The organism is Paraburkholderia sp. BGA-UO-ETr-F21, assembly GCF_059567925.1.
Genome location: NZ_JCAQOY010000021.1, coordinates 42,696 through 67,809 on the forward strand (window position 1 = coordinate 42,696; position 25,114 = coordinate 67,809).

21 protein-coding genes are annotated in these 25,114 nt (G+C 63.8%); 10 read left to right on the plus strand and 11 right to left on the minus strand.

Annotated elements, in window-relative coordinates; all coding sequences use genetic code 11:
- Positions 1 to 26 precede the first annotated feature (26 nt).
- From AC57B1_RS14380 to hutC (AC57B1_RS14400), 5 genes are all read left to right on the plus strand, one after another.
- On the plus strand, positions 27 to 749 hold the full coding sequence (locus tag AC57B1_RS14380; RefSeq protein ID WP_091802154.1) for an ABC transporter permease: 723 nt from the start codon (positions 27 to 29) through the stop codon (positions 747 to 749).
- Between the two features lie 14 nt (positions 750 to 763).
- Positions 764 to 1,519: an ABC transporter permease gene (locus tag AC57B1_RS14385; protein WP_496417827.1), complete on the plus strand. Its 756-nt coding sequence runs from the start codon at positions 764 to 766 to the stop codon at positions 1,517 to 1,519.
- Between the two features lie 35 nt (positions 1,520 to 1,554).
- Positions 1,555 to 2,346: an ABC transporter ATP-binding protein gene (locus tag AC57B1_RS14390; protein WP_091802147.1), complete on the plus strand. Its 792-nt coding sequence runs from the start codon at positions 1,555 to 1,557 to the stop codon at positions 2,344 to 2,346.
- A 37-nt stretch (positions 2,347 to 2,383) separates the two neighbouring features.
- Entirely contained in the window at positions 2,384 to 4,033 is a 1,650-nt protein-coding gene (locus AC57B1_RS14395; RefSeq protein ID WP_496417828.1) for an HAL/PAL/TAL family ammonia-lyase, read from the plus strand.
- 170 nt (positions 4,034 to 4,203) lie between these two features.
- Entirely contained in the window at positions 4,204 to 4,887 is a 684-nt protein-coding gene (gene hutC / locus AC57B1_RS14400) for a histidine utilization transcriptional repressor HutC (protein WP_496417829.1), read from the plus strand.
- 24 nt (positions 4,888 to 4,911) lie between these two features.
- Here hutC (AC57B1_RS14400) and hutC (AC57B1_RS14405) read toward each other — a convergent pair whose 3' ends face one another.
- The 5 genes from hutC (AC57B1_RS14405) to AC57B1_RS14425 form a co-directional block, all read right to left on the minus strand.
- Entirely contained in the window at positions 4,912 to 5,715 is an 804-nt protein-coding gene (gene hutC / locus AC57B1_RS14405; protein ID WP_496417830.1) for a histidine utilization transcriptional repressor HutC, read from the minus strand.
- Positions 5,716 to 5,767: 52 nt separating this feature from the next.
- The gene (locus AC57B1_RS14410) at positions 5,768 to 6,637 is read right to left on the minus strand and encodes an amino acid ABC transporter ATP-binding protein (RefSeq protein ID WP_496417831.1); all 870 of its coding nucleotides are present in this window, start codon (positions 6,635 to 6,637) and stop codon (positions 5,768 to 5,770) included.
- 19 nt (positions 6,638 to 6,656) lie between these two features.
- A complete protein-coding gene (locus AC57B1_RS14415; protein ID WP_091802132.1) occupies positions 6,657 to 7,319 on the minus strand; it encodes an amino acid ABC transporter permease in 663 nt (220 codons plus the stop codon).
- Positions 7,320 to 7,350: 31 nt separating this feature from the next.
- A complete protein-coding gene (locus AC57B1_RS14420) occupies positions 7,351 to 8,001 on the minus strand; it encodes an amino acid ABC transporter permease (protein WP_091802129.1) in 651 nt (216 codons plus the stop codon).
- A 116-nt stretch (positions 8,002 to 8,117) separates the two neighbouring features.
- Complete coding sequence (locus AC57B1_RS14425) at positions 8,118 to 8,945, minus strand: transporter substrate-binding domain-containing protein (protein ID WP_091802126.1); 828 nt, start codon at positions 8,943 to 8,945, stop codon at positions 8,118 to 8,120.
- Between the two features lie 287 nt (positions 8,946 to 9,232).
- On the opposite strand from AC57B1_RS14425, the gene AC57B1_RS14430 reads away from it, so the two are divergent.
- Complete coding sequence (locus AC57B1_RS14430; protein WP_091802123.1) at positions 9,233 to 10,222, plus strand: isopenicillin N synthase family dioxygenase; 990 nt, start codon at positions 9,233 to 9,235, stop codon at positions 10,220 to 10,222.
- A complete protein-coding gene (locus tag AC57B1_RS14435; RefSeq protein WP_496417832.1) occupies positions 10,219 to 11,631 on the plus strand; it encodes an FAD-binding oxidoreductase in 1,413 nt (470 codons plus the stop codon). Before AC57B1_RS14430 ends, AC57B1_RS14435 begins: the two co-directional genes overlap by 4 nt.
- A gap of 73 nt (positions 11,632 to 11,704) precedes the next feature.
- On the opposite strand, the gene AC57B1_RS14440 is transcribed toward AC57B1_RS14435, so the two are convergent.
- Together AC57B1_RS14440 and AC57B1_RS14445 are read right to left on the minus strand one after the other, a co-directional pair.
- Complete coding sequence (locus AC57B1_RS14440) at positions 11,705 to 15,163, minus strand: GMC family oxidoreductase N-terminal domain-containing protein (protein ID WP_496417833.1); 3,459 nt, start codon at positions 15,161 to 15,163, stop codon at positions 11,705 to 11,707.
- A 202-nt stretch (positions 15,164 to 15,365) separates the two neighbouring features.
- Positions 15,366 to 16,157, minus strand: coding sequence for a hypothetical protein (locus AC57B1_RS14445; protein WP_408301406.1), 792 nt, complete (start codon positions 16,155 to 16,157; stop codon positions 15,366 to 15,368).
- A gap of 442 nt (positions 16,158 to 16,599) precedes the next feature.
- On the opposite strand from AC57B1_RS14445, the gene AC57B1_RS14450 reads away from it, so the two are divergent.
- A complete protein-coding gene (locus AC57B1_RS14450; RefSeq protein WP_496417834.1) occupies positions 16,600 to 18,567 on the plus strand; it encodes an ATP-binding response regulator in 1,968 nt (655 codons plus the stop codon).
- Positions 18,568 to 18,611: 44 nt separating this feature from the next.
- On the opposite strand, the gene AC57B1_RS14455 is transcribed toward AC57B1_RS14450, so the two are convergent.
- The 4 genes from AC57B1_RS14455 to AC57B1_RS14470 form a co-directional block, all read right to left on the minus strand.
- Complete coding sequence (locus AC57B1_RS14455) at positions 18,612 to 19,361, minus strand: response regulator transcription factor (RefSeq protein ID WP_408349435.1); 750 nt, start codon at positions 19,359 to 19,361, stop codon at positions 18,612 to 18,614.
- A gap of 330 nt (positions 19,362 to 19,691) precedes the next feature.
- Positions 19,692 to 19,883, minus strand: a complete 192-nt coding sequence (locus AC57B1_RS14460) for a hypothetical protein (RefSeq protein ID WP_408184916.1) — start codon at positions 19,881 to 19,883, stop codon at positions 19,692 to 19,694.
- Complete coding sequence (gene cydB, locus AC57B1_RS14465) at positions 19,858 to 20,862, minus strand: cytochrome d ubiquinol oxidase subunit II (protein ID WP_091802103.1); 1,005 nt, start codon at positions 20,860 to 20,862, stop codon at positions 19,858 to 19,860. The genes AC57B1_RS14460 and cydB overlap by 26 nt, the downstream gene beginning before the upstream one ends.
- Positions 20,863 to 20,902: 40 nt before the next feature.
- Positions 20,903 to 22,318 (minus strand): cytochrome ubiquinol oxidase subunit I, encoded by a 1,416-nt coding sequence (locus AC57B1_RS14470; RefSeq protein WP_496417835.1) that lies wholly within the window; start codon positions 22,316 to 22,318, stop codon positions 20,903 to 20,905.
- A gap of 635 nt (positions 22,319 to 22,953) precedes the next feature.
- On the opposite strand from AC57B1_RS14470, the gene AC57B1_RS14475 reads away from it, so the two are divergent.
- A complete protein-coding gene (locus tag AC57B1_RS14475; RefSeq protein WP_408349440.1) occupies positions 22,954 to 23,790 on the plus strand; it encodes an NAD-dependent epimerase/dehydratase family protein in 837 nt (278 codons plus the stop codon).
- A 29-nt stretch (positions 23,791 to 23,819) separates the two neighbouring features.
- On the plus strand, positions 23,820 to 25,112 hold the full coding sequence (locus AC57B1_RS14480; protein WP_408349443.1) for an MFS transporter: 1,293 nt from the start codon (positions 23,820 to 23,822) through the stop codon (positions 25,110 to 25,112).
- The last annotated feature ends 2 nt before the right edge of the window (positions 25,113 to 25,114 follow it).

Here is a 25,114-nt window from a genome sequence, read left to right on the forward strand (position 1 = left end):
CAGTGGATGAAGATGAGAGGTAGGGAATGGCTCTGATACAGATGCTCGGCTTCGGGCCGGAAGGCTGGGGCGGCGTACTACTGCTCGCGGCATTGATGACCGTCGCGCTCACGCTCGCGGCGCTCGCGGTCGGCGCCGTGTTCGGCGCGCTGGTGGCGGCGGCCAAGCTGTCGCGTTTGCGCACGTTGCGCGTAATCGGCGATATCTACACCACCGTGTTTCGCGGCGTGCCTGAACTGCTCGTCATCTATCTGTTCTATTTCGGCGGCTCGACGCTTGTCACGACCATCGGCCAGTGGTTCGGCGCGGACGGTTTTGTCGGCGTGCCGCCGTTCGTGATCGGCGCGCTCGCCGTGGGCATGATTTCAGGCGCCTATCAGGCCGAGGTGTACCGCTCGGCGGTGCTGGCGGTGTCGCGTGGCGAACTCGAAGCCGCGCGCTCGATCGGCATGCCGACGCTGACCATGGCGCGCCGCATCCTGATTCCGCAAGTGTTGCGTTTCGCGCTGCCCGGCATCGGCAACGTGTGGCAACTCAGCCTGAAGGACTCGGCGCTGATCTCGGTGACGGGGCTCGCCGAATTGCTGCGCACGAGCCAGGTGGCGGCGGGGTCCACGCACCAATACTTCACGTTCTTCGTGGTGGGCGGCGCGCTCTACCTGCTCATGACCAGCATCTCGAACCGCGTCTTCAACCGCGCCGAAGCGCGCGTGGGCCGGTCCTTCAAGCGCAACTTCGCGCGTAACTGACGAGGGCGGCCATCATGCATTTCGACTTCGACTTTCTGTTCGACACGCTCAAGCAACTGCTCGCGGCCGTGCCGACCACGCTTGGCCTGTTCTTCTGTTCGCTGATTCTCGGCGGCCTGCTCTCGCTCGTGATCGTCACGATGCGCGTATCGCCGCACTGGCTGCCGAATCGCTTCGCGCGCGCTTATATCCTCGTGTTCCGCGGCTCGCCGCTCCTGATCCAGATGTTCCTCGTGTACTACGGCATGGGCCAGTTCGGCGTGATACGCGAGAGCTTCCTGTGGCCGGTACTGCGCGAGCCCTACATGTGCGCGGTGTTGTCGCTTGCGTTATGCACGGCCGGCTATACCGCCGAGATCATTCGCGGCGGCTTGATGGCCGTGCCGGTCGGTCAGATCGAGGCCGGTTATTCGATCGGCCTGTCGGGCTTCGCGCTGCTGCGCCGCGTGATTGGCCCGATCGCCTTGCGCCAGTGTCTGCCGGCGTATTCGACCGAAGCCGTGCTGCTCGTCAAGTCGACCGCGCTCGCGAGTCTCGTCACCGTGTGGGAAGTGACCGGAGTCGCGCAGCAGATCATTCAGCAAACCTATCGCACGACGGAAGTCTTCATCTGCGCCGCGCTGATCTACCTGTTCCTGAATTTTGTCATCGTGCGGCTGCTCGGCCTGCTCGAAACGCGTCTGTCGCGCCACCTGCGAGCTGCGCGCCCGCAGGCCGCCGTGAGCCGCAAAGTTTCCGGCACCACCGAAGCGCGTCGCGCCGCGCCTTGAACGGCCGCCCATCCTGGATGAATCTGGAGAATCCCATGAACGCTACGGCACCCGTTGCACTGTCGGTCAAGAACATTCATAAATCGTTCGGCGATCACCACGTGCTCAAGGGCATTTCACTCGACGCCCACCAGGGCGATGTGATCTCGATTCTCGGCGCGAGCGGCTCGGGCAAAAGCACCTTTCTGCGCTGCCTGAATCTGCTCGAAACACCCGATGACGGCTCGGTCGCCCTGGCCGGCGAAGAGTTGAAAATGAAGCGCCGCAGCGACGGCAAGCTGCAGCCGAGCGACCGCCGCCAGGTGGATCGGGTGCGCTCGCAACTGGGCATGGTGTTCCAGAATTTCAATCTCTGGTCGCATATGACGGTGCTGGAAAATCTGATCGAAGGGCCGATGCGCGTGCAAAAGCGCAGCCGTGCCGAGTCGGTGGAAGAGGCGGAGGCCCTGCTGGCGAAAGTCGGCCTTGCGGAAAAGCGCGGCCACTATCCCGCGCATCTTTCAGGCGGGCAGCAGCAGCGCGTGGCGATTGCGCGCGCGTTGGCGATGCATCCGAAAGTCATGCTGTTCGACGAGCCGACCTCGGCGCTCGATCCCGAACTGGTGGGCGAGGTGCTGCGCGTGATGCGCTCGCTGGCCGAAGAGGGCCGCACCATGCTGGTCGTCACGCACGAGATGGGTTTCGCGCGCCATGTGTCCAATCGCGTGATGTTCCTGCATCAGGGGCAAGTTGAAGCCGACGGCACGCCCGACGAAGTGTTCGTCGAATGCAAGTCGGATCGCTTCAGGCAATTCGTTTCGAGCCATCAGGACCGCACCACGAACTGATCAGTATCACCAGGTAATTTCCAAGTAGAGCGCTGACATGGCCGTAATCCGTTCCAATCGTCCTCTCGACTGGGCTCAGGTGGCAGCGGTTGCCGCCGGCGAGCCGCTCGAGCTTTCCGCCGACGCCCGCGCGCGCATCGCGGCGGCGCGCGTGCTCGTCGAACAGATCGTCGAGCGCGGGATTCGCGCGTATGGCGTGAATACCGGCGTAGGCGCGTTGTGCGACGTGATCGTCTCGCCGTCCGAACAACGCACGTTGTCGCGCAACATTCTGATGAGCCACGCGGTCGGCGTCGGCGCGCCGCTCGGTGTCGCTGAAACGCGCGCCATCATGGCCGCGGCCATCAACAACTTCGCGCACGGCCATTCGGGGATTCGGCTCGAAGTCGCCGACCAGCTGGTGGCGCTGCTCGACGCGGATTGCTTGCCGGAAGTACCCGCGTTCGGCTCGGTCGGTTATCTGAGCCACATGGCGCATATCGCACTTGTTTGCATCGGCGAGGGTTACGCGCGTTTTCGCGGCGAGCGGCTCAAAGGACGCGATGCGTTGCAGCGGCTCGGGCTCGAACCGCTGGTGCTCGAAGCGAAGGAAGGCTTGAGCCTGATCAACGGCACGCCGTGCGTCACGGGCCTTGCGGCATTGGCGCTCGCGCGGGCCGAACGCCTGCTCGACTGGACCGACTTGGTCGCCGCGATGAGCTTCGAGAATCTGCGCGGCCAGCTCGCGGCTTTCGATGAAGATTCGCTGGCATTGCGTATTTCGCCGGGCTTGAACCTGGTCGGCGAGCGAATGCGCACCGCACTGGCCGACAGCGGCATTCTCGCGGCGGTGGTCGGCCACCGCACGCAGGACCCGCTGAGCATGCGGACCATTCCGCACGTGCATGGCGCCGCGCGCGATGTGCTCACCGCGACCGCCGACGTGGTCAATCGTGAACTCGCATCGATTACCGACAACCCGATCGTCGCCGGCACGCCGGAAGACCCGCGCGTGTATTCGCAGGCGCACGCGGTGGGCGCTTCGATCGCGCTGGCGATGGACAGTCTCGCCACCGCGATCGCACAAGTCGCCGCGATGGCCGAGCGGCGCCTCGACCGCCTCGTCAATCCGCTGGTCAGCGGCCTGCCGGCGTTTCTCGCCGAGCCGGGCGGCACCTGTTCCGGCTTCATGATCGCGCAGTACACCGCGGCCTCGCTGGTCGCGCAGAACCGGCGTCTCGCGCTGCCCGCGAGTCTCGACGGCGGCATCACGTCGGGCTTGCAGGAAGACCACCTGTGCCACGCTACGCCGGCCGCGCTGAAGGCGCTGGAAATCATCGACAACGCCGGGCGCATCCTCGCGATCGAATTGCTGGCGGCCGCGCAGGCCTACGACCTGCAAAGTATCGACGCGCCGCGCGCGCCGCATACTGAAGCGCTCTGGCAGCGCGTACGCCGTGTCGTGCCGGCGTACCGCGACGACCGTCCGCTCGCGGACGACATGAGCATCGCCTTTCGCATGATCGCCGATGAGGCGCCGCCGCCGTTGCCGAACCCTGGTAACATTGGCCCTCGGCCGAACACGTCCGTCGACGGCACCGAGCTGGCGAGGCCTGCAACGGTCACGAGTCAGGCGGGCGCGGGCCACGTTCGCGCCGCCGCGAGTATCGCCGTCAACGACGGGCACGCCGCCGCGCACATGGCATGATGGAAATAGTGCCGGTGCGCGGGCTTACCCGCCGGCGCGCCGGTCGAGGTGTACCAACCAGGTAGAACCCGCGTACCACCCACGAGGTCGGAGTGAACACAACTACAAACGCGCGAAGCGCAGAGACGCAGGGCTGCCCTGATAGCAAACGGGAGACCCCAGCGAAAGCGATGCCCGCTTACGAGCAGATCAAACGCTACGTGATCCGCCGCATCAGCGAAGGGGACTGGAAGCCCGGCGGACTGATTCCTTCTGAAACGGAACTGGTCAAGGAATTTGGCGTCGCGCGCATGACGGTGTCGCGCGCGCTGCGCGAATTGACCACCGAACGCGTGCTCACGCGCGTGCAAGGCTCGGGCACCTTCGTCGCGCCGCAGCGCTACGAATCGACCGTGCTGGAAATCCGCAATATCGCCGACGAAATCGCCGCGCGCGGCCACCGCCATTCGGCGCGCGTGCTGACGCTCGAACCGAGCGACGACCCGCACGCGCTCGAAGCTCTCGGTCTCGCCAGCGGGCCGGCGTTTCACTCGTGCATCGTGCATAGCGAGGAGGGCGAGCCGATCCAGTACGAGGACCGCTACGTCAACCCGAAGGTGTTTCCCGATTACCTGGAACAGGATTTCACGATCGAGACGCCGAATCACTACATGGTGCGGCTCGCGCCGATCCAGCGCGCGGAGTTCCGCATTTACGCGCAGAAGCCCGACGCCCATGTGCGGCGGCATCTGATGATGGATATCGGCGAGCCGTGCCTGCAACTCTGGCGTCGCACATGGGTAGGTGACGATGTGGCGACGTCGGTGCGGTTGTGGCACCCGGCGTCGCGTTTTCATCTGGCGGGCAACGTCTAGCGCGGCTTCACTTAGAGCGCGGTTTCAACCCTGGCGTTGCGACAGATCCGGCGAGAAGCGGCAGCCCAGCCGGTAGCGCGAGCCGGGGTGCACGAAACGCGCGAACGTGACCGCCACACCGCTCGTCCACGTGCGGCGCATCAGCGTGAGACACGGTTCCTCGGCGCGGATTTGGAGCAGGTCGGCTTCGGCGCGCGTGGGCAGCCCCGCGTCGACTACGTGTTCGACGTCGTGCGCGGGCACGATCTCGAACAGATATTCCGACGGCCTGATCGCCGAAAAATCCTGCTGTAGAAAATCCGGCGCGATAGCCGGGTTCACATAGCGATCCTCCAGTTGCACCGGCAAGCCGTTCTCCCGATGCACGCAGATCACATGAAACACCGACGAACCCGGCGCCAGCCCCAGCGCGTTCGACACCATCACTGAAGCCGTTTCGCGTTGCAGCAGCACTGTGTCGTAGCGATATTCGTGGCCGCGTGAGCGGATCTCGTCGCCGATATGGGCGATCATCAGCAGCGTGGATTGCGGCTTGCTTTGCGCGACGAAGGTGCCGACACCGGAAACGCGCGTCACCAGTCCCTCTTCGGCGAGCTCGCGCAGCGCGCGATTGACCGTCATGCGCGACACGCCGAGTGTCGCGACCAGATCGAGTTCGGACGGCAAACGGTCGCCCGCCTGGCGTTCGCCCGATTCGATGATCTGGCGGATATGGCTCTTGACCTGTTCGTAGCGAGCGGCGGGTGCCTCGGCCGCGGCGCGCGCGGCTTTCAGCGCCGCGGCGGAAAGCGGCTTGTCGTGAGCGCGGCTGCGAACGGTGGAGGACATCGGCGGCCTTGGCGTCAGTGTCCGCGTGAGGCAGGCGGAAAGCGGCGCGCGCTCATAGCGGCTGCGCCTCGTCGGCGCCGCGCGTCCAGAAAGCGTTGCGGTCGAAGTAGTTTTGCAGGAACTGCCGCAAGCGCGGCTGTCCGGCATCGTGAAAGACATCGCGCGGTTTGCCTTGCACGGCGATACGGCCTTGATCGATGAACATGACTTTGTCCGCGACCTGCGCGGCGAAACCCATTTCGTGCGTGACCACGGCCATCGTCATGCCGTCGCGCGCGAGCTGTTTCATCACTTGCAGCACTTCGCCGACCAGTTCCGGATCGAGCGCCGAGGTCGGCTCGTCAAATAGCATGATGTGCGGCTCCATGGCGAGCGCTCGCGCAATCGCCACGCGCTGCTGCTGGCCGCCCGAGAGTTTGGCCGGATACGCGTCGCCCTTGTGCGCGAGGCCGACTGTTTCGAGCATGGCGTTGGCGCGGCGGCGCGCTTCGTCGCGCGACAGATGGCGAACGCGCAGCAGGGATTCCATCACATTGCCGAGCGCCGTCATGTGCGGCCACAGATTGAACTGCTGAAACACCATGCCGACGTTGCGCCGTACGCGGTTGATCTCGCTTTGCGACGCACGCACGCGTTTGCCGTTGCGCTCGCTGTAACCGAGCAGCTCGCCTTCGATGCGTACGTCGCCCTGATCGTAGGTTTCTAGCGCGGCGAGGCAGCGCAACAGCGTGCTCTTGCCCGAGCCGGACGGGCCGATGATGCACACCACTTCCGAGCGCGCGATCTCGAGATCGACACCGCGCAACACTTCGACTTCACCGAAGCGTTTGCGCAGGTCGCGCACTTCGATCAACGGCGCACCGGGCGATGCTTCGATGTTGGCAGTAGGCGCGGAGGAGGGCATGTCGGCGATGGCGTTCATAGGAGGGTTCCGTTTCCGTTCATGCCATGAAGCGTGCGATGCGGGTTTCAGCCCACATGCCCGCGCGCGAAGTCAGTTCGACCAGCGCGAGATAGCACACGCACAGCACGAGCAGCGTTTCGACGAAGGCAAAGGTCGCCGAGCCGATACCGGTCAGCACGAACGTGAGTTCAGGCACGGTGACGATGGACAGCACGGCCGTTTCCTTGCTCAATACGATGATCAGATTAGTCAATGCAGGCACGATCAGCACGAGCATTTGCGGCACCTGAACGCGCATGACCGCCTGCCAGCGTGTGAGACCCAGGCACGACGCCGCTTCGAGATGACCTGGCGGCACCGACTGGAAACCGGAGCGGAAAGCTTCGGCGAAATAGGCGCTGCCGTACAGGCCCAAACCGAGCACACCCGCGGTCATTGGTTCCAGCGTGAGGCCAAACGAAGGGCCGCCGTAATACAGCAAAAAGAGCTGCACGAGAAACGGCGTGCCGCGAAACAGTTCGATATAGACGCGCAATACGCCGCGCACCCAGCGTCCGCAGAAGAGTTGCAGCACGGCGATTAGAAAGCCGATCACGATGCCGATCGCGACGCCCGCAGCCCAGGTGCCGAGCGTCGTGGCGAGGCCCGCGGCGATCGGCTGCAGGTTGTGCGTGATGACGGTGGGATCGAGCTTTTGCATGGCGTGGATTCGAGGTCGAACGCTGGGCCGCTCAGGCGTGCTGCAAGCGGTATTCGGCGGCGTGTGCGACGAGCGCGAGCGCGCCGCAGATCACGAAGTAGATCAGCCCTGCGGCAAGATAGGCTTCCAGCGGCCGATACGTGCTGGCGGCGATGTTCTGCGCGGTGCGCGTCAGTTCGGCCACGCCCACCACCGAGATCAGCGAGGAAGCCTTGATGAGCAGCACCATTTCATTGACGAGCGACGGCAGCGTCAAGCGGAACGCTTGCGGCACGAGAATGCGCCGCAGCATGTCGAATGGCGAGAGGCCGAGCATGCGGGCGGCTTCGAGATGGCCCGGCGGAATGCTGAGAAAACCGCCGCGCAGAATCTCGGCGATATAGGACGCGGAGCACAGCGACACAGCGCTGATCGCCGCGACGACGGGCGACACGTTGATGCCCGCGAACGGCAGCAGGTAGTACACCAGCAGCAGTTGCACCAGCATCGGCACGCCGCGAAAGAAGAACACATAGGCGCCGCCGAACATGCGCGCCGCGCGATTCGGCGAGAGGCGCGCCGCGCACACGCCGATCGCCACGAAGAAGCCGATCAGCAGTCCCGTCAGCGAAATGCCGATGGTGGCGAGCGCCGCATGCAGCAGCAGCGGTAAGCCCTGGAGGAAGACGGTCGTGCTGAACATAAGCGTCGCACTCGCTAGAACGGGAAACACGATGCGGCCCGGGGCGCGGTCCGCATCGCTTGCATCACGACACGTGCATCGAAATCAGCACGTGAGCCGGGCAAAGCATGAGGCGATCAATAGTTCGGCGCGGGCATGGTTGTCGGCGCATCCATGGCGACACCGAACCATTTTTTCTGCAAGGTGGCGAGGCGTCCGTCGTTGTGCATTTTTACTAGCGCGGCGTTGAACGCATCGGCGAGCGGCTTGCTGTCCGCATCTTTACGCAGGCAGTAGGCGAAATACACCTTGGCGCCGAACGGAGGCTGCACCACGGCGAACGTTTCCGGGCGCTGCTTGGCCACATACGCAATGTTGGTCATGGAGTTCGCGACAGCCACGATCCGGCCCGCGGCGAGATCGGCGTAAGCCTGATTGTTGTCGACGTATTCGCGGATTTCAGGCGGTTTGGGCAGCGTGGCGACGTAGGCCTTCAACTGGTCGAGCTGCGCCGAGCCCTTGCCGGCGCCCACCGTCTTGCCCGCGATATCCGACGATTGCTTGAGCGACGAATCGTTCGCGCGTTTGAGCAGCGCATCCGTTGCGTCCGCGATCGGCAGCGTGTAGGTGTAGCGCTCCATGCGCGCCTTGGTGACGGTCAGCGGGCCGCCCACCATGTCGAACTTGCCCGCTTCCAGACCCGGCAGCACGCTCGGCCAGGGCAAGTCGATAAAGCGCACCTTCACGCCCATTTCCTTGCCGACCTCGGCGAACAGATCCTTGTTGAAGCCCGCTTGCTGACCGTTTTCGAGGAAGTCGAAGGGCGCGAACTGCATCTCGGTGCCGACCACCAGTTCGCCGGCTTTCTTCACTTTGGCGAGTTGGTCTTCCGCGTGGGCGGTGACGCTTGCCGCGCACAACGCCAGCATGACCAAACGACACTTCCAGCCTGCAAGGATGCTCATGGGATTCTCCGGTTGGCAAAGCGGTGTCGCGCGAAGGTGATGCACGAAACGGGTTCGGCGCGAGTCATGCGAGGCAGTATATACCGCAGTTTTCGCGCGAAAAAAATAAACACTCGAGTAGAGAAAAGCCCTTATATGAAGCGGTGCGAAGCAGCTTGCGGGTGTGCTTTTGGCGGTATATACAACTGCAATGCGTGAGGCGGAACGAGGTCTTCCCGTAGACGATTCACGCGCTTTCATGTGGTTTTTTCATCAGTCGATTCGATCCGCCCATCAGGAGCAGCGCGATGCCCGTGACCCGCATTCCGATCATCGATCTCGCCGGCGTTCGCGCGGGCGACCCGCAGGCTTTGCAGCGCGTCGCACAGGAAATCCGTGAAGCGTGCACGACGATCGGCTTCTTCTACATCGTCAATCATGGCGTGCCGCAAGACTCGATCGATGCCGCCGCGCAGGCGGCGCGCCGCTTTTTCGCGTTTCCGGTGGAGACCAAGCGGCGCGCGGCGGTCAATCAACGGCATCGCGGCTTCAATGCGCTCGGTGACGCGACCATGTACGAGGCCAAACGTCCCGACTACAAGGAGTTCTTCAGCATCGGCCTCGAATTGCCGGAAGACGACCCGGACGTGCTGGCAGGTCAGGCACTGCGTGGGCCGAATAACTGGCCGGACTTCATGCCGGAGCTGCGTCCCGCGCTATATGGCTACTACGAAGCGGTCGCGGCGTGCGGCGCGGATCTGCTGCGCGCGGTGGCGGTGAGCCTCGGCGTCGACGAACATTTTTTCGCGCCGCGATATACCAAGCGGATGCAGCGCACGCAGATGGTCTACTATCCGCCGCAGCCGCCCCAATCGGACGACGATCAGTTCGGCGTCGCGCCGCATACCGACTACGGCTGCATCACCTTGTTGTGGCAGGATCAGGTGGGCGGCCTGCAGGTGCGCGAAATCGCCAACAATACGTGGGTGGACGCGCCGCCGGTCGAAGGCAGCTTCGTGGTCAACGTGGGCGATCTGCTCGCGCGCTGGACCAACGACCGCTTCCGTTCCACGCTGCATCGCGTGATCAATGCGTCGGGTCGCGAGCGCTATTCGATCGCGACGTTTTATGATCCGACTTACGGCGCGATGGTCGATCCGCGCGATCTCGGTACGAACGAAGCGGACCTCAAGTATCAGCCGGTCGCCGCGGGCGACTATATTCTCGGGCGTATCAACGACTCGATGGGCTATCGGAAGAAACGCGCCGCTGAAGGCGCGCAAGGAACCACTGCATGACAGACAACAGCACGGCGGGTCACACAGCGCCGCTTTCCGCGACACTCGACGCGCTGCGCGCCGCGCTCGGTGAAGACAGCGTGCGCGTGGGCGGGCAGATCGGCGAACGCGCGATGACCGACTGGACACGCCACGATCCAACGCGGCCCGCGGCGTTGCTACTGCCGCGCACCACCGGGCAGGTTGCGCGTGCGCTGTCGATCTGTCATGCGGCTCACCAGCCGGTGGTGCCGCAAGGTGGCATGACCGGCCTTGCGGGCGGCGCGATTGCGCGTGCCACGGACATTGCGTTGTCGCTCGAACGGATGGCCGGCGTCGAGGAAGTGGATGCCGCGTCGGCCACGCTGACCGTGCGCGCCGGCACGACCTTGCAAGACGCGCAGGAAGCCGCCGCGCAAGCCGGCTTCGAACTCGCGCTCGATCTCGGCGCGCGCGGGTCCTGCCAGATCGGCGGCAATCTCGCGACCAACGCGGGCGGCAACCGGGTAATCCAGTCGGGCACCGCGCGCGACCAGGTGCTCGGCCTCGAAGTCGTGCTGGCCAATGGCGACGTGCTGACGTCACTTGGCAAGATGGTGAAGAACAACACCGGCTATGACCTCAAGCACTGGTTCATCGGCTCGGAGGGCACGCTCGGCGTGATCACGCGTGCGGTGCTGCGGCTTCATCCGCCACGCGTCGCGCGCCACACCGCGCTGGTCGCACTCGATGGCTACGATGCCGCCGTGAATCTGCTGCGCCGCTTGTCCACGCGATTTGGCAACGATATTGGCGCGTTTGAAATCATGTGGCCGGACTTCTACGACTTCGGCGTGAAGCTGACCGGCACGCGTTCGCCGTTCGCCGAAGCGCACCCGCTCTATGCATTGATCGAACACGCGAGCTTCGATGCGGGCGATGGCGGCGAACGGTTTTCCGCCGCGCTGACAGAAGCGCTCGAAGCGGGCGCGATCCGCGACGCCGTGATCGCGCAGTCGGTGGCCGACGTGCGCGCGCTATGGGCGATTCGCGAATGCACCGCGGAGTTTCCGGTGCGGCTCGACGCGATCAACTTCGACGTGAGCTTGCCGATCGGGGAGATCGGCGTTTTCGTCGACCGCTGCCGCGCGGCGCTCGATCAGCGCTGGCCGGGCAATGCGTCGTATTTCTTCGGACATATCGGCGATTCGAATCTGCATGTCACGGTGGACGGCCATTCGATCCCCGGTGTCGATCATCACGCGGTGTACGCGTTTGTCTACGACATGCTCGGGCCGCTGCATGGTTCGGTGTCGGCCGAACACGGCATTGGTCTGCTCAAGCGCGAGTTCCTGCCGATCTCGCGCTCGCCGGCAGAGTTGGCCGCGATGGCCGCGATCAAGCATGCGCTTGACCCGCACGGAATTCTGAATCCGGGCAAGCTGTTCTGAACGCGCTGCGCCGTTACGCGAGAGACGCGTGACGGCGCGTGAGACACGTGAGTGTAGGCGTGCTCGCCCTGAGTCAATGCGCGTCCAGGTACTTCGCGATCACCGGATAGACATCCACGGCGGCGTTCTTGCCGAAGATACAGTCGATGTGGCCATAGCCCGGAATGATGTGCCGCTCGTAAGGCTGCTCGGGGAAGTGCCCGGTCAGCATCTCGTACGTGAGCAGCGTGCTTTTCGGCAGATAGGTTTCGTTTCTATCGCCGTGAATGAAGCCGATCGGCCGGCGCATGCCTTCCAGTCCTTTCATGCCGTCCGCGCCTGTCAGATAGACATCCTTGCCGGCGGCATCGACCACTTTGCCGGCCCGCACCATGGTGGCGAGGTGCTTGAATACCTCGACGTCATGCACACCAAGCAATTCCTGCAGATTCGCATGCAGCGTCTCGTTCAGTTGTGCATGTTCGTAGAGCAGGCCGTACAGGAAGGTCGCGCGGTGGCAGATCGGATTGCCGCAACCCTCGTCGTGATCGAGCGGGTAGAACCTGAGCGCCTCATCGAGCAGATTGTGGGGCCACGACTTGTGTTCCGTATAGGCGGTCAGGTCGAGCACGCCGAGGTGTTTCATGATGTCGGGGATATGCAGGCCGGCCTTGATCTTCTGTAGCGTGCCCGGCACCGGGTGAGTCGACACCTGCGAGATGACCGCCGAACGCACTCCTTCGAGTCCATACAGCAGCGACATGCTCAACGCCAATCCGCCCAGGCAGTGTCCCAGTGCCTGAATCTCCGGGGCGCCGGTCAACTCGCGGATTCTGGCGACCGCGGCCGGAATGTCCTCGCGCGCCACCTTGTCGACGTTGGTCGGCACGAGCACACTCGGCATTTCGATGCTGACGCGCAGATCGACGAGCCAGACGTCGTAGCCTGATGCGCAAAGATACTCGACCATGTTGGTCGCGATCAGGTCGGTGGAAAAAATGCGGCTCGATACGCCCGAACCGTGAATCAGCAGCACGGGGCGCGCCGCTTTGTTCGCGGGGTCGAGGTAACGCGTGAGTCTGAGCTTCGTTCCATCGGGCGTGTCGAAGAAGAAGACCTGCGGCACCGGCGCGCGCAACGCTCGCTTCAGGCGCGGTTCTGCATTCGGGTTGAAGTACTGCAAGGGCGCGGCCACGCCGCCATATTCGGTGAACAGCACACCCGCGAAGAACTTGCCGAATTTCAGGGTCCATTCGAGGCGCGTCTTCAGATCGGGCGCATGGGTGACTTCCAGCGTGCGTTGCTGCTTGAGGAAATTTTCGGGCGTGATGATCAGTGTTGCCTTGCCGATCAGCGGCGCGTCCGCTTGCGCCGATTCGCGAATCTCCGCGTATAGCGTGTTGGTCTGCTCCCACAAATTGATCGGCGAGGTGCGGGTGATGATCTTTTGTCCGCTCAGAAAGTACGTCTTGCCGTCGGTGGAATTGAGCGTCATGCGGTAGTTCATGTTGCGCTCGTCCACGTCGGACGCGTCGACCACGAACAGATTGAAGGTGCCATTGGAGATCGTCATCGGCTGCGCGGACAGCGCAGGGCAGGTCAGCGTACCCGCGGTTCGCGCCAGATGCTGCGGATTGCTGAGCATGTCGGCGAGATCTTCCGATTCGACGGTCAGCGTGAACTCGATCGGACTCGTGGCGGCTTCGCCCGCCACGACCGGCGTGTAGGTGCCGATCATCGTTTCGGTGAATTGCAGGCCGATCTTCTGCGGCGAGGAGGGCGTCAACGACGAGGAAGCGAGTTCGGGTGTCGGCGCAGGCGGTAAGCTCGGCGTCGCCGCTGCCCCGGCAGACGAGGCGGCCGTCACCGGATGCGTAGCCAGCAGCAGTTCGCAATTGCGTTCGGCCAGCGCGGAAATGGTGAGCAGCGGATTGACGCCGAGCGACATCGGCATGACGGCGCCGTCCATTACGTAGAGACCGTCGTGCACCGCGTTGCCCGTCGCGCCGCTGAACACGCGGCCCATATGGTCGACCACGCCGCGCTCCGCATCCTCGCCCATGCCGCAGCCGCCGAGCGGATGCACGGTAACGGTGCGGTTGCCGACAATTTCAGTGGAAATCGGATTGCGCAGGTATTTGCCGCCGAGCGGCACGGTCGCCTGCTTGAGCGCTGCTTCGACCACCTGGAAGATCGGCTGCTTGCCGGCGTTCTCCCACACGATGCGCGGCTGGCCTTTGTCGTCCACGTCGATCTGGCCGTTTTCGTCGTCATGCGCCATGACGAGGTAGCTTTGCGTGTGATTGAGCGCGCCGTGATAGGGGCCGCGCAGGAAGCTTTCGGACACGCGGGCGTCGTAGGCGAGTTGGTCCGCGAGCGAGCGCGGCGCGACATCCACACCTTCCAGCGGCGCGGCGGCGCCGAGCAGGCCGACGAGCGCCGCGCCCACCGGTCCGGCCAGCGAGCCTTCCTCGATCACGAAGCCGTCCTTGACGTTGCCCGTATTGCGATGATCGATGAGGCCGGTAATGGTCGGCCCGACCGGCGGGATTTCGCCCTTCTCGTGCGCGCCCCAGCCCACGCCGTTGATCACGGGGTCGGTGTTGTACGCAAAGGCGAGCACGTCGCCATTGCCGGTGAAGTGTTTGCCGAGCATGCCGGAGACGCTCAACCCCTGATCGCGCGAGCGCAGCAGCAACGCGGTCGAACCGATCGTGCCGGCCGACACGATGACGATATCGGCGCTCACGAACAGGTCCGGGGCGCCATAGCTTTCGCGGCCGAGGCTCACCAGTTGATAGCCGACGATCCATTTTTGCGTGGCCGTGTCGCGCCGGACGGAATGGACGGCGGCTCCGGTGAAAATCTGCGCGCCGTGCGCCACGGCGTCGGGCAGATAGTTCATGTGGGTGGAATTCTTCGCGTCGTAGTTGCAACCCGAATTGCAATCGCCGCAGCCGACGCACGCCTTCTGCTCGACGCCCGCGGCATTCACGCGGTCTTCGAAGGTGACGGTGATATCCGGGCGCGTAAAGCGGTCTTCCATGCCGAGCGCCTGCGCCGACGTTTCGAGCGCCTGCAGTTTCGGCAGCGTCGGGTAATCCTTCGGCACGGGCGACGGTTGCAGCATCGCGCGGGCGAGCGCGTAGCCTTTGTCGCGGGCCGCCTTGTCGGCGCGCAGCGCGGCCGGCCAACGTTCGTCGTCCCACAGGCGCGGGTCGGCTTCGAGCGCGACATTCGCGTTGATCAGCGAGGTGCCGCCCAGACCGCAGCCGACTACCGCGTTCACGTCTTCGTTCACGTGCACTTCGAGCAGTGCCAGTGGCGAGCCGATATGGGCTAACGCCGTGTTGTATTGCACTTGCGCGGCGCCCTGAAACGGCGTGCGAGGGAATTCGCCCGCCATGAATTCGCGCCCGCGTTCGAGCACGCACACGCGGCGTCCGGCACGCGCCATGCGGCATGCGGCGATCGCGCCGCCGTAGCCGGAACCCACCACGACCACGTCGTAGTGCGATTGAATAGCGGTCACGGCGCTCGATAAGCGGTTCATCACGACCACCTCGTCTGGAATGAGTGCGGGGAAAGACAACAGGACTTCGGAAGCAAGACGGCGTGCGGCGACGGCTTTTTTATCCTAGGCGGTGCGCGCTCACAAAAAAAGGCGCATCGTGTTGGGCGCACGGCTCCGGTGTGCCACGTCCGCGGCGTCGCGAGCCGGTGCGAGTGGCCGGGACTCGCCTGAGCGTTCGCTGTTAGGCGGCTGCTTCATTCATTTCGCTGTCGCTCGATTCGGCGGCGAGCAGGTTCAGCGCAAGCAGAATGGCCGGGCGATTATCGATGTCGATGTCAATGCCGAGTTCGTCCGTGAGCCAGCGGCCGATCTTGGTGTTGGAAAAATCCTCGGCGCCCGCCGTCTTCTTCATGGTGACGCCGAGTTTGACGGCGCGATAGTGATACGAGGGCACCCGATGCTGCGCAGCGACTGCCGACAACCCGCCTTTTCCTTCCGAGCACCAACCGAGGCTGCCGGCCAGCACGATTCGCTCCGGCTCGTCGAGGCTCTCGATAAAGGCACGCGCCGAGAGCCGCACGCGCTGCTCGTCGAGGCCGTATTGCAGCAGCACGCTTTCCACCGGGTCTTCCAGCGCTTGCGCATGAAGATCGATTTCCTGCGCCATGCCTTCGTTTTCCATCGATACGTTGCGCTGATGGCCGGCGCTGCGCAGGCAGTCGATCAGGTAGCGGCGGAAATACGCGCACAGGGCGTAGCCGTTGGACGGCGCGCTGTCGGCGCAGGCGCGGGTTTCCGTATGGCCGGGCGCGAGCCGCAGGACTTTCGCGTAGATGAACTGGGCGACCAGCTCTTCCTTGTCCTCGCCGAGCGCCTGCAACTCGAGCGGGTGATAGGTTCGCAACGCCCGCTTGACCAGTTCGACCATCGACACCATTTCGTCGCCGGACAATCGGGTACGCCGGCGCCACAAATCCGGCAGGATGGCATCGTCGAGATTGCGGACGAACTCGTGGCTCGGAACTGCGCCCATGAAAAACCTCCAGAAGGGGTAAGGCCAAGGAGCGCGGTGAGCCTGAACTGCAGGCGGGGTGTGGATGGTGAAGCTTTGAAGCCGCGCTGGAGAATGTGATTTAAGTATGGTTTCCAGCGGCGGCTTCGCCTATATGGATTAAGTGGTAGCTGATGGGTAAACTGCCGGGTAAACCATCCGGCAAAGCGCATCTTATTCGTCTGAAGAGAAACAGCTTGCACGGGGAGATCGCATCGCACTGCCGCAGCGCAGTTGCATCGCGCACGCAAAGCCACGCCGTAACCGATGCGGTCGCAACCAGATCCGCGCCACCCGCGTCGCCGCGCTTTCAGGCGACCTCACCGAACGTGCCGTGCCCGGAACTGTGCATGGACCAGAGTAGGCGCTAAAGCGCCGGCTCCGATCGATAAGATCGATACGATCGACACAAGGAGACCGCGCAATGCGGGCTGACCCGATCCAGCGTGCCATCGACGAAGATCTGGTGCGCGTGTTATACGCGCAGGATCCGATCGCTTTCTTTTCGCACTGGTTTTCGATCGCGGTGCTGGTGGCGATCTACTGGCCGAAGATACCGTCGCCGCCGCTGTTTATCGCGTGTTTCGGTTTCTATGCGGCAGCCAATTGCGGCAGCCTCGCGCTATGGATTTGCAACCGACGCTATCCGTCGCTCGTCTCGCCGCGCGGCTGGATCTATCTGCATGCGCTCCGCGGCGTGCTGCTGTACAGCGCGCCGGGCATCGCGGTGTGGTTCGCGTTCCAGAGCCCGCAAACCGACTTGCCGCTGCTGCACACAGTCATGCTCGTGACGCTCGCCGCGGGCGTGTTCATGTCGAATGGCTTCGACCTGCTGAATTTCTCGACCGCGATTCCTTTTCTGCTGTTTCCGTCGATCGTCATGCATTTCGGTACGCACACGTTCGACCGCACGATTCTCGCGATCGTCCTCGCGTTTTTCTTTTGCGCGATCAACGTCTATGCGCTGAGTTATCGCAAGCTGTTCCAGCAGGTCGTGCAGGCGCGCGTCGACCAGCAATATCTGGCGGAGTCGCTGGCCGCGCAAAAACGCGTGGCCGAAGAAGCGAGCCTGGCCAAGACACGCTTTTTTGCGGCTGCCAGTCACGACTTGCGTCAGCCGCTGCATGCTATCGGCCTGCTCGCGGCATCGCTTAACGATGCGGCGGCAACCCCCGCGCAGCACGCGAAGACTGCCGAGCACATCGTCTACAACGTCGAGGCGCTGAACCAGTTGTTCAACCAGGTGCTCGATCTGGCGCGGCTCGAAAGCGGCGTGACGCAGGTGATCCGGCTGCATTTCCGGCTCTCCGAGCTGTTCGAACGGGTCGGCAGCCAGTATCGTCCGCAGGCTGCCGCCAAAGGGCTGGCGCTGCGTATCGCGCCGACCACGATGGTCGTGCACGACGACCCCGTGCTGCTCGAACGCGTACTGAGCAATCTGCTTTCGAACGCGGTGCGTTATACCGAAGAAGGCGCGATCTGGCTGGGCGTTCGCCGCGCGGGGCGGCCGACGGGCGGCTATGTCGAAGTGCGCGACTCGGGCATCGGCATTCCTGTCGAGGAGCACGAACGCATCTTCGAGGAGTTCTATCAGGTCGCCAATCCGCAACGCGACGCGCGCCAGGGCCACGGTCTCGGCTTGCCGACAGTGAAGCGGCTGGTCGAGATGCTCGGCGGCAAGCTGCAACTGCGCTCGGCTCCGGGCCGCGGTTCGGTGTTTCGCTTCCCGGTGCAGGCGGGCGATGCCGGCGGCATTGTCGCGAGCCTGAACGAAGCGGTGGCCGGCGGTCCGTCGGCGCAAGGGCGGCGCGTGCTGTGCATCGACGACGATCCGTCGATTCTCGAAGGCCTCGTCAGTTTGCTGGGCCGCTGGGGTTGCAGCGTGCTCGGCGCGCGCGACGAGGCCGACGCGCTCGCGGCGCTCGAAGGCGGCTTCGTGCCCGATGCCGTGCTGTGCGATTACCAGTTGGCGAATCACCGTACCGGCGCGCAGGCGCTGACTGCGGTGCGTAACGCGCTCTCGCGCGCGGGGCACGACAACGTGGTGACGCTGCTCATCACGGGCGACATGGCGTCGGCGGAACTGGCGGCGCTCGCGTTGCAGGGGATTCCGGTGCTTCATAAGCCGGTCACGCCGGCGCGCCTGCGGCGCACGCTGGAGATGCTGTGGCAGCAAGCGGAGCTGGATAAGGGGCGGGCGTCGGCCGCGCTGGAATCGCGCGGGGATCCGCCGGGAAAAGAAGCAGGCAAAGAGACAGCCGGCCGACCGGCGAACCGTGTGATGCGGGCCGGCGAGAGTCTGCCGCAAGGCGAATCGAGAATAGGCTCGCAAAGCCAGACCCAGAGCACCCAGTATCAAAGCACCCCGTCGCAAAGCGAACCGCAGAAATAGAAGCGAACAGACGGGCGCGAACGCCGTCCGTCCCGCACCTCGTTCTACAGGGTTTTCCCGGCTTCCAGCCAGCCGTTGATGACAGCGATCGCCGTCGATCGGTTATGTACACCGAGCGCCCGGAAAATCACCGACAGATGCACCTTCACCGTCCCCTCCGCGACACCCAGCTCGCGCGCGATCATCTTGTTGGTCCAGCCGCGATGGACGAGCCGCATGATGTCCTGCTGGCGCGGCGATAGATTTTCCAATAGATGCTGCTGGTGCGGCTGCAACGCCTGAATCTGCGCGAGGGGTTCCGTGAGCGCGGCGCTGCTCTGGCCGGGCGCGCGTGCGCCAGACGGAGCCGCATCTGCTTCGACGTGCGCGGGCGCCGCCTGCGCTTCCCGGCAGCCCAGCAAGCTCAGCGCTTCCATGGGTACGTAGGCGCCGCCAGAGAGCACCAGTTCGATTGCCTTGAGCATGACGCTGGCGGGCTGGCGCTTCGGCACGAAGCCGAGCGCGCCGGCGGCCAGCACCGCGCGCATTTCGTCCGGTGATTCTTCGGCGGAGAGGACGACGAGCGGGAGCGCGGGGTTCGCTTTCAGCAGCACTTCGAGCGACGAAGCACCGCTCATGCCCGGCATGTGCAGATCGACGATGGCAAGATCGTGATCGGCGTCGGGACGCGCGAGGGTCGCGAGCGTCTCCCAGTTATCGGCTTCGTCGAACTGGGCGTCGGGATCGAGGCCGCGCAGCATACCCTTGACGCCCTCGCGGATCAGTTCATGGTCGTCGGCTACAAGAAACTTCATGATGGCTCCGCGAGTCGGGCCTGCCCGATGTGGGCCGCCGCGGTTATAGGGTCTCGTTTTACTTCTAGCCTCGTGAATCGCATCATTGCCGCCCACCCCGCGATCATATGCCTGACCGGTGGCGCGGCGCGCCTTCCGGCGTGCCGCTCGTGTAACCGTTTATTTGTCAAATCGCCATGGGGTCCGATGCACTGCATGATGTGTAAGGCAGGTCTCCCGCGCATAGGTTCCGGCTTGCATGGTAGACGAGCCGAACGGCCCTTTTTTGAAGCTGCCCATGCAGGATTCCGAAGGTTATGCGCACCGGATCGAACCACGTCAAAGCAGTCTCTATTTGACTGCAAATAACGTCGCATTCATCAGAATCTTGAATGCGAAACCGAGCGACATGGCCGAGCCTACGCCGAAACACCACAGCGCGATGAACCAGAGCCAGCCCGGCAGCTTGCGCGCCGGCGCGGACGATGCGCGATGACTTGCACCCGCGTTTGTCTGCTTAGTGATAGTGATGTTGGTCGCCATGACGCACCTTGCCACGAAATACCCAATAACCCATCGTCGTATAAGCGATGATGATCGGCAGAATGACCGCTGCGCCGACCAGCGTGAACATCTGGCTCGAACGCGGCGCGGCGGCTTCCCAGAGCGTCATGCTCGACGGAATCGCGTACGGCCACAGGCTCACCAGCAGCCCCGCGTAACCCAGCAGCACCAGCAGCAGCGCGAGTCCGAACGGCGTGTTGTGATGCCGCTCACGCACCGCACGATGCATGAAGAACGCGCAGACCGCCACGAGGAACGGTACGGGCAGCAAACGGTAGAAGAGGCCGTCATGGAACCAGCGTTGTGCGATGTTCGGATCCTGCAGCGGCGTCCACACGCTCACCATCGCGATGAAGCCGAGCAGCACGATCGTCAGCGGCCAGACCACGCGATGCAGGCGGCGTTGCAGATCGCCTTCCGTCTTCGCCACCAGCCAGCAGCAGCCGAGCAGCGCATAGGTGACGACGAGTCCGAGACCCGTCAGCAGACTGAACGGCGTGAGCCAGCCGAAGGCGTCGCCCGCATAGGCGCCGTCGATCACGGGAATGCCCTGCAGGAACGCGCCCAGCGCGATGCCCTGAAAGAACGTCGCGCCCGCCGAGCCGCCGATGAACGCGAGGTCCCACAGATGCTTCGTACGATTGGCCTTGGCGCGAATCTCGAACGACACGCCGCGAAAGATCAGGCAGATGAGCATGAAGATCAGCGGCAGATACAGCGCGGACAGCACGGTCGAGTAGACCGCCGGAAACACCGCGAACAGACCGGCGCCGCCGAGCACCAGCCAGGTTTCGTTGCCGTCCCACACCGGCGCGACCGTGTTCATCATCAGGTCGCGTTCCTTCTCGTCGGGGAAGAACGGGAAGACGATGCCGATGCCCAGATCGAAGCCGTCCAGCACCACATACATGAAAAGGCCCAGCGCGATGATCGCGGCCCACACTACGGTTACGTCCATGTTCTTTCTCTATCGCAAGTCGTTGCTGAAGCCGGGCGGGTCAGGCGGCGTCGATCATGTGATCGGCGGCGGAAAGCGGGCGGCGCGCGGTCTGGTTCGGTGAGCGTTGCTCCGGCGCACCGTGCGGCGTATGACCCGGTAGAGCGGGCCCCATGCGCATGAGCTTGAGCATGTAGTAGATACCGGTGCCGAACACGAGGAAGTAGACGACCACGAAGGCCATCAGCGAGATGCCGACCTGCTGCGTGGTCAGCGGCGACACAGCCTGCGAGGTGCGCATCACGCCGTACACCACCCACGGCTGACGTCCCGCTTCGGTCGTGACCCAGCCGGCCAGCAGCGTGATGAAGCCGGTCGGCCCCATCGCCACGGCCACGCGCTGGAACCACTTCGATTCGAACAGGCGCTCACGGCGGCGCAGCACCCACGCGGCGACCGACATCAGGATCATCAGCACGCCGAGGCCCGCCATGATACGGAAGCTCCAGAACACCACCGTCGAGTTCGGCCGGTCTTGCGGCGGGAATTCCTTGAGGCCGCGAATCTCGCCGTCCCAGCTATGCGTAAGGATCAGGCTGCCCAGGTGCGGAATCGACACGGCGTAGCGCGTGGTTTCCGCCTGCATGTCGGGAATGCCGAACAGGTTCAGCGCGGTGCCGCCTTTTTCGGTGTCCCACAGGCCTTCGATCGCCGCGATCTTGGCCGGCTGATATTCGCGGGTGTTCAAACCATGCTGATCGCCGACGAAAGCCTGGATCGGCGTGAGAATCAGCAGCAGCCAAAGCGCCATCGAGAACATCTTCTTGACGGCAGGGTCGCGCCGGCCGCGCAGCAGATGCCACGCGCCGACCGCCGCCACCACCAGCGCCGCGACGATGAACGCCGCGAGCGCCATATGCGCGAGCCGGTACGGGAACGACGGATTGAACACGATCTTGAACCAGTCGAGCGGCACGACGCGGCCGTTCACGACTTCGAAGCCTTGCGGCGTTTGCATCCAGCTGTTGGAGGCGAGAATCCAGAAGGTCGAGATCAGCGTGCCGATCGCCACCATCAACGTGGCGCCGAAGTGGGCGCGCGGGCTCACGCGCTGCCAGCCGAACAGCATGATGCCGAGGAAGCCCGCTTCGAGGAAGAACGCCGTCATGACCTCGTACATGAGAAGCGGTCCGGTGACGGGGCCGGCGAAACTGGAGAAGCCCGACCAGTTGGTGCCGAACTGATAGCTCATCACGACGCCGGAGACGACGCCCATGCCGAAGGCGACCGCGAAGATCTTCGACCAGAACAGGCAGAGATCTTTGTAGTACGCCTTGCCGGTTTTCAGCCAGCGCCATTCGAGGACGGCAATGAAACTGGCGAGACCGATGCTGAGCGCCGGAAAAATGATGTGGAAGGAGACAGTGAACGCAAACTGGATGCGGGCGAGATCAAATGCCGATAAAGCGGAGTTCATGAGCGTGAAGTGCGTGATGACCGCGGGGGCGGACTACGCGCGTCGACCGGTGTCGGTGCGCACTGCGCTGGGCAGATGACGCAAGCGTAGGGGATCGACGAAAACTTTGCTGCGGTGCGGTGTGCGTCAAAAAACCACGTTGTTTTATGACGATTTTCTTTTTGAGACGCCAAACCGTTGATGGATATCAAGTTTTCCTGAATGCCCTCTTGCGATGACCGGCGCGCGACGCCCCGCAACTGCGGCAATCGACCGCGCTGCAACAGCGTCGCAGGAAGAGGGTTGCGCATAGAGAACCGCAGGCCGCCATACTTGCTCAAGTGTCCGCGCTCGCGTTTCGAATCGCCGAGACAGTCGGCTGTCCGCCGCGCGTCACGCTGAAGAATTTGCCGCTGAAAACGCACTTCAAGTTATACGATGTCACATAAATGAGTTGAGGCTAGACGTTTGTTTATCCAAGGAAATTTGCTGTAATGTCAAATCGAATAAGGGTAAGTGCCTAATTGAAATCCGGTTCGCCATCGCGGATAGTACGTTATCGTACAACTATCGCTAAATCGGCAAGCGGTTCATCCAATGACCAAGCGATTGCGGTACCCCGAGTTCGATCGCGCAAGGCGCAGTAAAGGAACCCTATGAAGAAGATTGCTCTCAGTGGAGCCGGTGGCCAGCTAGGCTCGGTGGTACGCGCCGCGTTGATCGCGCGCGGCACGCCGTTGCGCTCGGCCGCGGGCTCGAAAGCCCTCGTGCCGCTCGTGGAAGGCGAGGACGTGATGCACGGCGACCTGCGCGACCCTGCAGTCGTGGACCGGCTGCTGACGGGTGTCGATGTGCTGATCCATTTCGCGGGTACGAGCGTGGAGCGGCCGCTGCCGGAGATCATCGAGAACAATCTGCGCGGGCTGGTCGAAGTCTATGAAGGTGCGCGCCGCCAGGGTGTGCGGCGTATCGTGTTCGCGAGTTCGAATCACGCCATCGGCATGTATCCCGTCACCGAACATCTCAGCCTCGACTGCGAGCTGCGCCCGGACGGTTTCTACGGTCTGAGCAAGGTGTGGGGCGAAGCGCTGGCCAGAATGTACTGGGACAAGCACGGTATCGAGAGTGTGTGCGTACGCATCGGCAGCTGCCTCGAGCGGCCCACCGAGCCCCGGCATCTGAGCACCTGGTTCGGGCATCGCGATCTGCTGCATTTCCTCGACCGCTGTGTCGAGGCCGAGGACGTGGGTTTCCTGACCATCTGGGGTGTGTCGGCCAACACGCGAAGCTGGTGGGACAACAGCGGCGCCGCACGTCTGGGCTATCAGCCGACGCAAAACGCCGAAACCTACGCCGAAGAAATTCTTGCACGGCCGAATCCGCTCGACGCGCTGGGCCAACGCTTCCAGGGCGGCAGCTTTGTGGGTATCGACTATTCGCGCGATGATGCGGGCCCGGACGGCTCGGCCCATCCCGCAACGCGGCCCGTTTGAGCCGACGAGGATTACGAGGAGACGCAGCAATGAAAATCAAGGGTATCCGCTGGTGGATGGTCAGCCTGGTCGCGGCCGGGCTCATCATCAATTACCTCGCGCGCAATACGCTCTCAGTGGCGGCGCCGACGTTGATGAAGGACCTCCACATCACCACCGAGCAGTATTCGCACGTGGTCGTGGCGTGGCAACTTTGCTATGCCTTCATGCAGCCGGTCGCCGGCTTTGTGCTCGATACCGTCGGCACCAAGATCGGCTTTGCGGTGTTCGCGCTGGCCTGGTCGCTGGCGTGCGCCGCGGCGGCGTGGTCGACGGGCTGGCGCAGCCTCGCGTTCTTCCGCGGCCTGCTCGGCGTTGCGGAAGCGGCCGGCATTCCGGCCGGCGTCAAGGCGACGAGCGAGTGGTTCCCCGCCAAGGAGCGTTCGGTGGCGATCGGCTGGTTCAACATCGGCTCGTCGATCGGCGCGCTGCTGGCGCCGCCGCTGGTGGTCTGGGCATTGTTGCGCGGAGAGTGGCAGCTCGCGTTCGTGATCGTCGGCGTGGCCGGCATTGTCTGGAGCGTGCTGTGGATGGCGCTCTACAAGCATCCGCGTAAGCAGAAACTGTTGGGCGACGCCGAGCGCGACTACATTCTCAGCGGCCAGGAAGCGAAGCACAGCGACGCCGGCGCCGCCAGGCGCAGCTGGTTCGCCATGCTCGGCAGCCGCGACTTCTGGGCGATCGGCATTCCGCGCATTCTTTCCGAACCGGCGTGGCAGACCTTCAACGCGTGGATTCCGCTGTACATGATGACCGAACGTCACATGAACCTGAAGGAAGTCGCGCTGTATGCGTGGATGCCGTTTCTGGCCGCGGATATCGGCTGCGTGCTGGGCGGCTATCTCAGTCCGCTGTTTCACAAGTACGCGAAGGTGTCGCTGTTCACATCGCGCAAGATGGTGTTCGTGGTCGGCGCGCTGTGCATGATCGGGCCGGCTTGCGTCGGTCTGGTAGCGAGTCCTTATGTGGCGGTGGCGCTGCTGTGCGTCGGCGGGTTTGCGCATCAGACCTTGTCGGGCGCGCTCTACGCGATCACGTCCGATATGTTCGGCAAGAATGAAGTCGCCACCGCGACCGGGATGGGTGGCATGGCGGGCTATCTGGGTGCTGCGGCGTTCACGGCGCTGTTCGGCGTGCTGGTGACGCAGGTCGGCTACAGCCCGCTGTTCGTCGTGCTGGCCGTGTTCGACATCATCGCGGCCGCTGTGGTGTGCCTGCTGGCGAAGAGTGCCGACAAGACGCCCGAGCCGCGCTGGACGCCGGTGAGCGCGGTCGCGAAGTGATT